At 43.8% G+C, this 7,677-nt stretch carries 7 protein-coding genes; 5 read left to right on the top strand and 2 right to left on the bottom strand.

Annotation, left to right across the window (positions count from 1 at the left end; genetic code table 11):
• Positions 1–69: 69 nt before the first annotated feature.
• Both H6A12_RS12625 and H6A12_RS12630 read right to left on the bottom strand, forming a co-directional pair.
• Entirely contained in the window at positions 70–924 is an 855-nt protein-coding gene (locus H6A12_RS12625; RefSeq protein ID WP_087378640.1) for a sigma-70 family RNA polymerase sigma factor, read from the bottom strand.
• A gap of 55 nt (positions 925–979) precedes the next feature.
• A complete protein-coding gene (locus tag H6A12_RS12630) occupies positions 980–2,293 on the bottom strand; it encodes a DUF6076 domain-containing protein (RefSeq protein ID WP_087378642.1) in 1,314 nt (437 codons plus the stop codon).
• 161 nt (positions 2,294–2,454) lie between these two features.
• Here H6A12_RS12630 and H6A12_RS12635 point away from each other — a divergent pair, with 161 nt between their 5' ends.
• The 5 genes from H6A12_RS12635 to H6A12_RS12655 all read left to right on the top strand — a co-directional run bounded on the left by H6A12_RS12635 (position 2,455) and on the right by H6A12_RS12655 (position 7,602).
• Positions 2,455–3,495 (top strand): AAA family ATPase, encoded by a 1,041-nt coding sequence (locus H6A12_RS12635; RefSeq protein ID WP_204448385.1) that lies wholly within the window; start codon positions 2,455–2,457, stop codon positions 3,493–3,495.
• Between the two features lie 351 nt (positions 3,496–3,846).
• Positions 3,847–4,149, top strand: coding sequence for a plasmid mobilization protein (locus H6A12_RS12640; RefSeq protein ID WP_087378646.1), 303 nt, complete (start codon positions 3,847–3,849; stop codon positions 4,147–4,149).
• 4 nt (positions 4,150–4,153) lie between these two features.
• Positions 4,154–5,533, top strand: a complete 1,380-nt coding sequence (locus tag H6A12_RS12645; RefSeq protein WP_087378648.1) for a relaxase/mobilization nuclease domain-containing protein — start codon at positions 4,154–4,156, stop codon at positions 5,531–5,533.
• 72 nt (positions 5,534–5,605) lie between these two features.
• Entirely contained in the window at positions 5,606–5,815 is a 210-nt protein-coding gene (locus H6A12_RS12650; RefSeq protein ID WP_087378650.1) for a hypothetical protein, read from the top strand.
• Between the two features lie 107 nt (positions 5,816–5,922).
• Positions 5,923–7,602 carry a recombinase family protein gene (locus H6A12_RS12655; RefSeq protein ID WP_204448386.1) on the top strand — a complete coding sequence of 560 codons (1,680 nt, stop codon included), beginning with the start codon at positions 5,923–5,925 and terminating at the stop codon, positions 7,600–7,602.
• Positions 7,603–7,677 lie beyond the last annotated feature (75 nt).

The raw sequence follows: 7,677 nt of genomic DNA on the forward strand, positions 1-7,677 counted from the left end.
TAGCCGTTTGTTTTATTCGAAATGGCCTACGGCTCGATGAAACTATTTCTGTTCGATTTTACGGGGTTTTTATTCGTGACATCGTTCTGCCTCGCGCATTACAGTGCGGTAAACCGATTTCCATAATCGCAAACTGCTTTCGGGATATTTTTCACGCATTTTACGGATTGCCGCTTTCCGAGCCTTTATTATTCCGTCCGGCTTCATCATATGTTCCAAGCAAAGCTCGTCAAGGTCGATGTGCTTATAACCGAACAACGCATAAGAACCACCAAGGATCTCTCTGTCTTTTTTCGGCAGCGCCTCAAATAACTCCTTTAAAAATTCAAGGCAAAGCTTATGATATACAATTCTGTCAGTGGATGCCGAGGACTTGTTCGGCATCAGACGCTCATACGGATCATACGGCTCTCCGTCCTCGTAAGGCACAAGGTCATAGACCGAAAGAAAGTGTGTGTTATAACCAATATGCCGAGCAACATCCTCAACGGAAATACCAAGTTCTTTTGCAATTTCCTCCGGCTCCTTGCCTGTATCGTAATATAACTGCTGTGCTTTCCGCAGCTCCGCCATATCCTCAGGATCAAAGAAAAGAACGCCGAGATTACATTCCATCCACCGATACATTGCACCCTTCAGGCGAGGATAAAGATAGGTGGTGAGCTTTGCCCGTTCCGGTTCGTATTTCTTTTTGCGAAGGAGAGAGAAAAACTCAAGCATACCTTCGTAAAAAAGTTCATTCACAACATATTTGGAATGTGCCGTCAGTTTATTCGGATGCTCCGCACTTTTATTATAACAGTTAAAATTAACGGCAACTTCCTTTGCGATACTGCGGATAAAACCGATATTTTTATTATAAAGTTTCTCTAAAATCGTTTCGTCGCCGTCATAGAACTTTAAAATTAATTCTTCGTTGGTCATAAGCTCACCTCCTCCACTATAATTCTAACAAACGATGTGCACCATAAACCGTACTTTACTCAGACTTCGGTCTGCCGCGCGGTTTGGTTTTACGAACAACATCACACAACGGATATAGATTTTTAGATGCAAGTTGCTCTTCAAACTCCTCATTTGTTGTTCCCGATCTTGTGGTTGCATCGTAATATAAATCCTGCGCCGTGCGGTATAATTTATATTTTTCTTCTTGTGTTATCACTCCACGGGAGAAATCCTTATCGATACGCAAGTAACAACGGCGAAGGGATTGCGCCTTGGGGTTGTCAGCCTGTAATTCTTTTATTCCCTTGCGGTGATAACCAAGCTGAGCGCAGGTGTACTTTGGATTATCGGGTGCAGGGTTGTCGCAATACTTGGTGTGGTATCCCTTTTTAAGCAAAAAGTATCTGCCGCAGTATTCACATTTGCGGATAATATATCCCACTTCCAATGCCTTGTAAAAATCCATTTTAAGCAGTGCCTGTAACGACTCCACCTCATAATACTGATAGATTTTATATTCTCCCGACCCCTCAAAAGTTTCCCTTGGCATATGGCGAAGGATTACAGGATCATTAGCGGTAAAGTATCCCGAACCCTCAACCGGATTGGCGATAAACTTTTCAGCACGGGGATGGTTAAACAAGTCATCAAGAGCCATTGCATAGTTGTTGGTATCAAGCTTATTCAGAGAGGATAAAAAGAATTTTATGAAATTAAATATCGTTGTGTTGAATGAATTTATATCGTAAAGCGCCTTTGCATATGCATCGCAGTAATCCTTATAATACTTCCACTTAACTGCGATGTTGCCCGGATAAATCAGCAACGCTCTTGTTTTTTCGGGTGGCAGTTCAGGAATTGGCGGCTGGGGTGTGGTAACACAGAACGCCTTTTCTGTCTGGGTGTTTGTGTAATATTCTTTATTTACACCGCCATAATTATTTGGATTCTCAAGGTAATCTTCGTAGGCGGTAATTTTATTTAATACTTCAATGTCATGTTCAGAAAGCTCACAATCGTCACTCTCAAACATCGATTGCTGTGCTGTAAACTGTTCAGCTTCTGCAAAAATATCTGTCTCCTCTCGCACAAGTTCAAGGCAGGGGAACTCACAGATCATAGCATCGAGTTTTATATATTCCTTGTTGGCTTCATACCAATCAGAAAGTTTCTTGCTCCGCATATATTCGCTTAACTTGCTTTGTGCAAGTTCCAACTGTTCGCGCATAGCAGCATATTTATCTTTCGGCAGATTCAAAAACTCAGTTGTCAGGTCACCGAGCGAAAACTTTTTACCATTAATTTCGATGTGTTTATCACCGATGCAAAAAGATATACATCCAAACAAGAGAACACCTCCTAACTTTAATTTGTCAGCAAATAGTTTTATATTATATATGACAATTATTATTTTATCATTTTTTCTTACACAATACAAGTAGAAGGGCGAAAGTCAGAGTAAAAAACTTTGACTCTCGCCCTTACTTTATTTCAAGGAGGTGTTTTCAAATGACTGAAAACAAACCGAAACTCACCGTTATAGACGGTGAAACCCTAATGGATACAAGACTGGAACCGACCAAGTTTTGTATCGACACTCTGTTGCCGCAAGGAATAACAATCCTCGGCGGCGCACCTAAAATCGGTAAATCGTGGTGGGTGCTGGATATTTGTATCCGCATCGCCAAAGGAGAAAGCGTGTGGGGTATGCCAACCACCAAAGGCACAACGCTGTATCTTTGCTTGGAGGATACGCTCAGGCGTGTGCAAGAGCGACTGTGTTTAATCACAGATGACGTTCCCTCCAACGCTTTCTTTGCAACGGCGGCGCATACGCTTGCCGAAGGTCTCTGCGATGAAATCTATGCGTTTGTGAAGGAGCATCCCGATACCGTTCTCGTTGCAATCGATACTTTTCAGATCGTGCGTAACGGCGGTGTGGATACCTCTTACGGTAACGACTACGATGAAATCCGTCAGATGAAGCAGTTGGCAGACGAGCTTAATATCTCTCTTCTGTTGGTGCATCACCTTCGTAAGCAGGGCGATAGTGATCCGCTGAACAAACTGTCAGGCACGACCGGAATCGTAGGCGCAGTCGATTCGGTCTTCGTGCTTGACAAAAGCAAACGCAGTGAAAACCTCGCCACACTCGTTTGCACGGGCAGAGATATTGAGCATCGGCAGTTTGAACTAAAGTTCTCAAACAAGGATTTTCTATGGGAAGTAAAATCCGACAGCCGTGAGCAACCCGAAAAATTGTTGCCGCCGGAGATGGAATTGCTCGTTCAGTTTATGAAAGAACAAAAATCTTTCGTAGGCGGTAACAGTGAGTTCGTGGAACTGTTCAATAGACTGACCGATAGAGAGGCAACGGTCAAAGGCTTCAAGCAAATGATGAACCGTTGGCGGTACGACCTTGAAGCGCTCGGTGTGCATTATCGTGATCACCGTAGCAATGGCACACGGCTACTGGAGGTGAAATATATTCCTTCTTCTGCTGTGGGCAGTGACGAAAGTGCCGTAAGTGACGAAACAAATTCGGTGTAGAAAACATTCGTCACTTTCGTCCCTTGCGTTCCTGTAAGGCGTTTTTTTGCAAAGATTTGCAACTTGGAGTAAACACCCGACCGCCTCGGTTAAAACGCAACACAGGGCAAATGTGAGCCGAGTGTGCGGAGATTTGTCGCTGAAAGTTAGTGATAAAGCGATAAAAACTACCGCATTTTATTTCTCTCCTTTAGGAGAGAACCAGCATCGCCTTTGGCTGTACGACCACCGCTAAAGCGGCGGCCGCGCCTTCGACTGCTGTTTATTGGGCAGAAGCCCAAACCCACTTCTTACCTTCTTTGAAAAGAAGGTAAGCCAAGAAACTTTAATATTTAAAAGGATGTGTTTTATATGAAAACTAAACGATTCAATTTCAGAGTCTCCGATACGCTGGATGCTCTGATCCGTAAGAAAGCCGCAGATGCCGGAATGAGCATTACCGACTATATCATACTCTGCGCCATCGATAAAAAGGTAATAAATTACGACGGTCTGCGTGAGCTTACCACACAGGTGAAAAAACTCGGCAACAATGTAAATCAGTTGCTGATACTTTCCCGTCAGGGAAGAATCAGCACCGTAAATCTTGCCGCCACCCAAGAGGAACTGAAAAAGATTTACGAACTGCTATCTGCCGAGCTTGGAAGAGGGTGATGTTATGGCAATTGTTCATTTCGTAAATTACCAAAAACCGCAAACCTATAATACAATGTCGTTTGTCTTGCAATACACAATGCGAGATGACAAAACCGTTGCCGATGACGGCAATAAGTATGTGACCGGTGTTAACTGCACACCGCAGTCTGCCTATACCGAGTTTAATAACACCAAGCGGTTATATAACAAAACGGATAAAAGACTGTTCTATCATTTCGTTCAATCCTTTTCGGTGGATGAAAATATATCACCGCAAACGGCACACGAAATAGCAGTTAGATTTGCCGAGGAAACTGAAAAATTTTCCGGCTTCGAAATCGTAGTGTCCACCCACTGCGACCGTGACCATATCCACTCGCATTTTGTTATGAACAGCGTAAACGCAGAAAGCGGTAAAAAGTTTCACATCACCGAAAGCGAGGTGGAAATGCTGATGCAAAAATCAGACGTCCTCTGCCTTGAATATGGGTTGTCGGTTTTGAAACCCAAGCCTCCTACCGAGAGAGCAAAGCCGATGAACGACCGTGAATATCGGTCTGCTGAAAAGGGCGAAAGTTGGAAGATACGGCTTGAAGCTGTTATCTCAAATGTAATGCGGACCGCCGCTTCCAAAGAGCATTTTATTATGCTGATGGAAGCAGAAGGTTACGGTGTCAAGTGGACGGACACTCGTAAGAATATCACCTACACCACACCCGAAGGCAAAGCCTGTCGGGACTGCAAATTACACCTAACAAAATTTCTAAAGGAGAGTATGGAATATGAGTTCATCTACAGAGCGGAAATCACCGCAAGATTTAATAACCGAAGCACAGCAGAAGATCACCACCGCAGAAAAGGTTCATCCTTGCGTGGCGGTGACCGAGCCGAACTGGATGGCAATGATATCTACGCAGAGATCACAGATAGATTTGCTGAAGGAGATTCGGGATACACTGCCTACGCTGACGACCGAGAAAGAGTTAAAAGTGTATATGGATCGGCAGCTGAAGGTACTGATGCAGTACACCGAGCAGACCAAAGAAGCGACCGCGCAGTTTCAGACGGCGATGGAAACGTCGGCGGCGGAACTGACCGAGAATATCAATCGGCTGATAACGGATACCGAGAAACAGGTTGGGAGAATGAGCGAGAGCTGTTCGAACAACATCTCTATGCTTCGCAGTACAGCGGAGGACAAACTGGAGAGACATACCAACAAACTGTTTTGGCTTGCTCTGATACCTTCGGCGGTACTCATAGTGTTGGAACTGATGCGGCATATCTTATCGGCGATATCGGTAATATAATTGACGAGGATGCTCCCGTGGAAGATTGCACTACCAAGTACTACCCGGCAGAGCGTAAGAAAAAACAAGGCCCCGTGATGAGCGGGATGTAAAGAGCGTGAGAAAATCTCTAATCTCACGCTCATTTTTTATAACTATTTTTAATTTTGAAAGGATTGTTTTTTATGAACGAAAAAAAGTATATCACTGCTGCTGAAAACGCACAGAAAGATAACATCCCCGAAGATTGCAGATACACCTATTTTGCAAGGACGGTTGTTGTGGACGGTGCAAAATACCCCGTAATATCCGCAATACCGATTGCTTCAAGTGAACTGCGGATTGACTGTGCTGAGGATAAAATCCTTCAGCTCATAACCGGCGAAAAAAATTAACAGTTTTGTCGCTGGACTTTGAAACCGAGTAGTGATATGGTGTTGCTGTATCCTACTCGGTTTGATTTTACAGAGCCGCACTCGGCTCGGAAAGGATACGAAATATTATGTTAAAATCAACCGAGAATACAAACAATTTAATAACTGCACTTTATTGCAGACTGTCTCAAGAGGACGAAAGGCTCGGCGAATCCCTTTCAATCGAGAATCAGAAAATCATACTTCAAAAGTACGCTGACGATCACGGCTTCCGCAACTGCAAATTTTATGTAGATGACGGATACAGTGGTACCGATTTCAAAAGACCTGCCCATGTGCAAATGATGAAGGATGTTGAAGCAGGTAAAATTGGAATCGTAATCGTAAAAGACCAATCCCGTCTCGGCAGAGATTATCTGGAAACAGGACACTTAATGGATATTAAATTTCCATCCTATGACGTAAGATTTATTGCAATCAACGATGGGTATGACAGCATCAATAGAGCGGATAATGATTTCTCCGGTATGCGTAATTACTTCAACGATTTTTATGCTGCCGATACGAGCAAAAAAATCCGTGCGGTGCAGAGAGCAAAAGGTCAACGTGGTGAGCGTATAAGCACAGCAACACCATACGGCTATATGCGTAACCCCGAAAACAAAAAGGAATTAATTCCCGACCCACAGACTGCGCCTATTGTAAAACGCATATTCGATATGTATGCATCTGGACTCGGTGTCGTTAAAATCTGCGACATACTGTGTGAGGAAAAGATACTCTCCCCAAGCGTATATATCTTCCAAACCACAGGAAAGCGTATCGGCAACCCCGACCTTAACCGTCCGTATCATTGGGCGCAGACCACAGTTCGCAAAATGCTTGAAAATCAGGAATATGTGGGCGACACCGTAAACTTTAAAACTTATTCCAAGTCGAATAAGTTAAAGAAACGGCTTAAAAATGACCCCGACAAAATTCTCATATTCAAGAACACGCACGAAGGCATTGTTGAGCGAGAGGTGTTCGAGAGAGTGCAAAAGCACTTTGCCGGACGAAAGCGTCCCGATAAGCAAGGCGAGGTGGATAAGTACGCAGGTATCCTATACTGTGGCGATTGCCACAAGCGGTTATACCTTGCAAGAGCAAAAACACTTGCACCCGAAAAGAATGCGTTTCAATGCGGCGGATACCGTAGGCGCACCACCGATTGCACGGCACACAATATTCGTGAAATAGTGTTAGACCAAATTGTGCTTGACGATCTCAAAAGGATGACCGCCTTCGCAAGAGAAGAACCCGATAAGTTCTATGAGGCAGCCATGCAAAAAGCGAAAAGCGAAGCCGAAAAGTTTTATGCCCTTGCTAAAAAACAAAAGGATAAAATCGAAGACCGTATCAAAAAGATAGACAATATTATCCGTTGTCTGTATGAGGATCGTGTGGTCGGCAGAATAACCGTAGAGCGTTATGATGAAATGGCTTGTGGATACGAACAGGAACAAGCCGAACTGAAGCTCGAACTCGAAAGTCTGAACAAAGGGATTGCAGAGTTAGATGCACACGAACAGTCGGTACGAGAGTTTATGGCAAAGGCAAAGCAGTATGTGGAGATGCCGAAACTGACACCCGAATTGCTTCGAGCCTTCATCCGTAGGATTGAGGTATTTGAGAAAGAGGTCAAATACTCTCACACTTGCGGAAATCCCGTAGTAATATACTACAAATTCCAAATGAAGAAACTCGAAACACTCACCGTAATGTTCGGCACTTATGACGAAGATGCAGAGGAAGATATCTCTGCATAAAAGTAATAACCGGAAGGCAAAATTGCCTTCCGGTTACATACCACCCTAAAAACTTCGCTAAGAACACATAGCAAA

The sequence above is a fragment of the Merdimmobilis hominis genome, from assembly GCF_016901855.1.
Taxonomy (GTDB): domain Bacteria; phylum Bacillota; class Clostridia; order Oscillospirales; family Ruminococcaceae; genus Paludihabitans.

What these genes read in the sequence shown, in the direction of transcription:
- H6A12_RS12635 (WP_204448385.1), top strand. Translation starts at nt 2,455, where the DNA reads ATGACTGAAAACAAACCGAAACTCACCGTTATAGACGGTGAAACCCTA.
- H6A12_RS12625 (WP_087378640.1), bottom strand. Translation starts at nt 924, where the DNA reads ATGACCAACGAAGAATTAATTTTAAAGTTCTATGACGGCGACGAAACG.
- H6A12_RS12655 (WP_204448386.1), top strand. Translation starts at nt 5,923, where the DNA reads ATGTTAAAATCAACCGAGAATACAAACAATTTAATAACTGCACTTTAT.
- H6A12_RS12650 (WP_087378650.1), top strand. Translation starts at nt 5,606, where the DNA reads ATGAACGAAAAAAAGTATATCACTGCTGCTGAAAACGCACAGAAAGAT.
- H6A12_RS12645 (WP_087378648.1), top strand. Translation starts at nt 4,154, where the DNA reads ATGGCAATTGTTCATTTCGTAAATTACCAAAAACCGCAAACCTATAAT.
- H6A12_RS12640 (WP_087378646.1), top strand. Translation starts at nt 3,847, where the DNA reads ATGAAAACTAAACGATTCAATTTCAGAGTCTCCGATACGCTGGATGCT.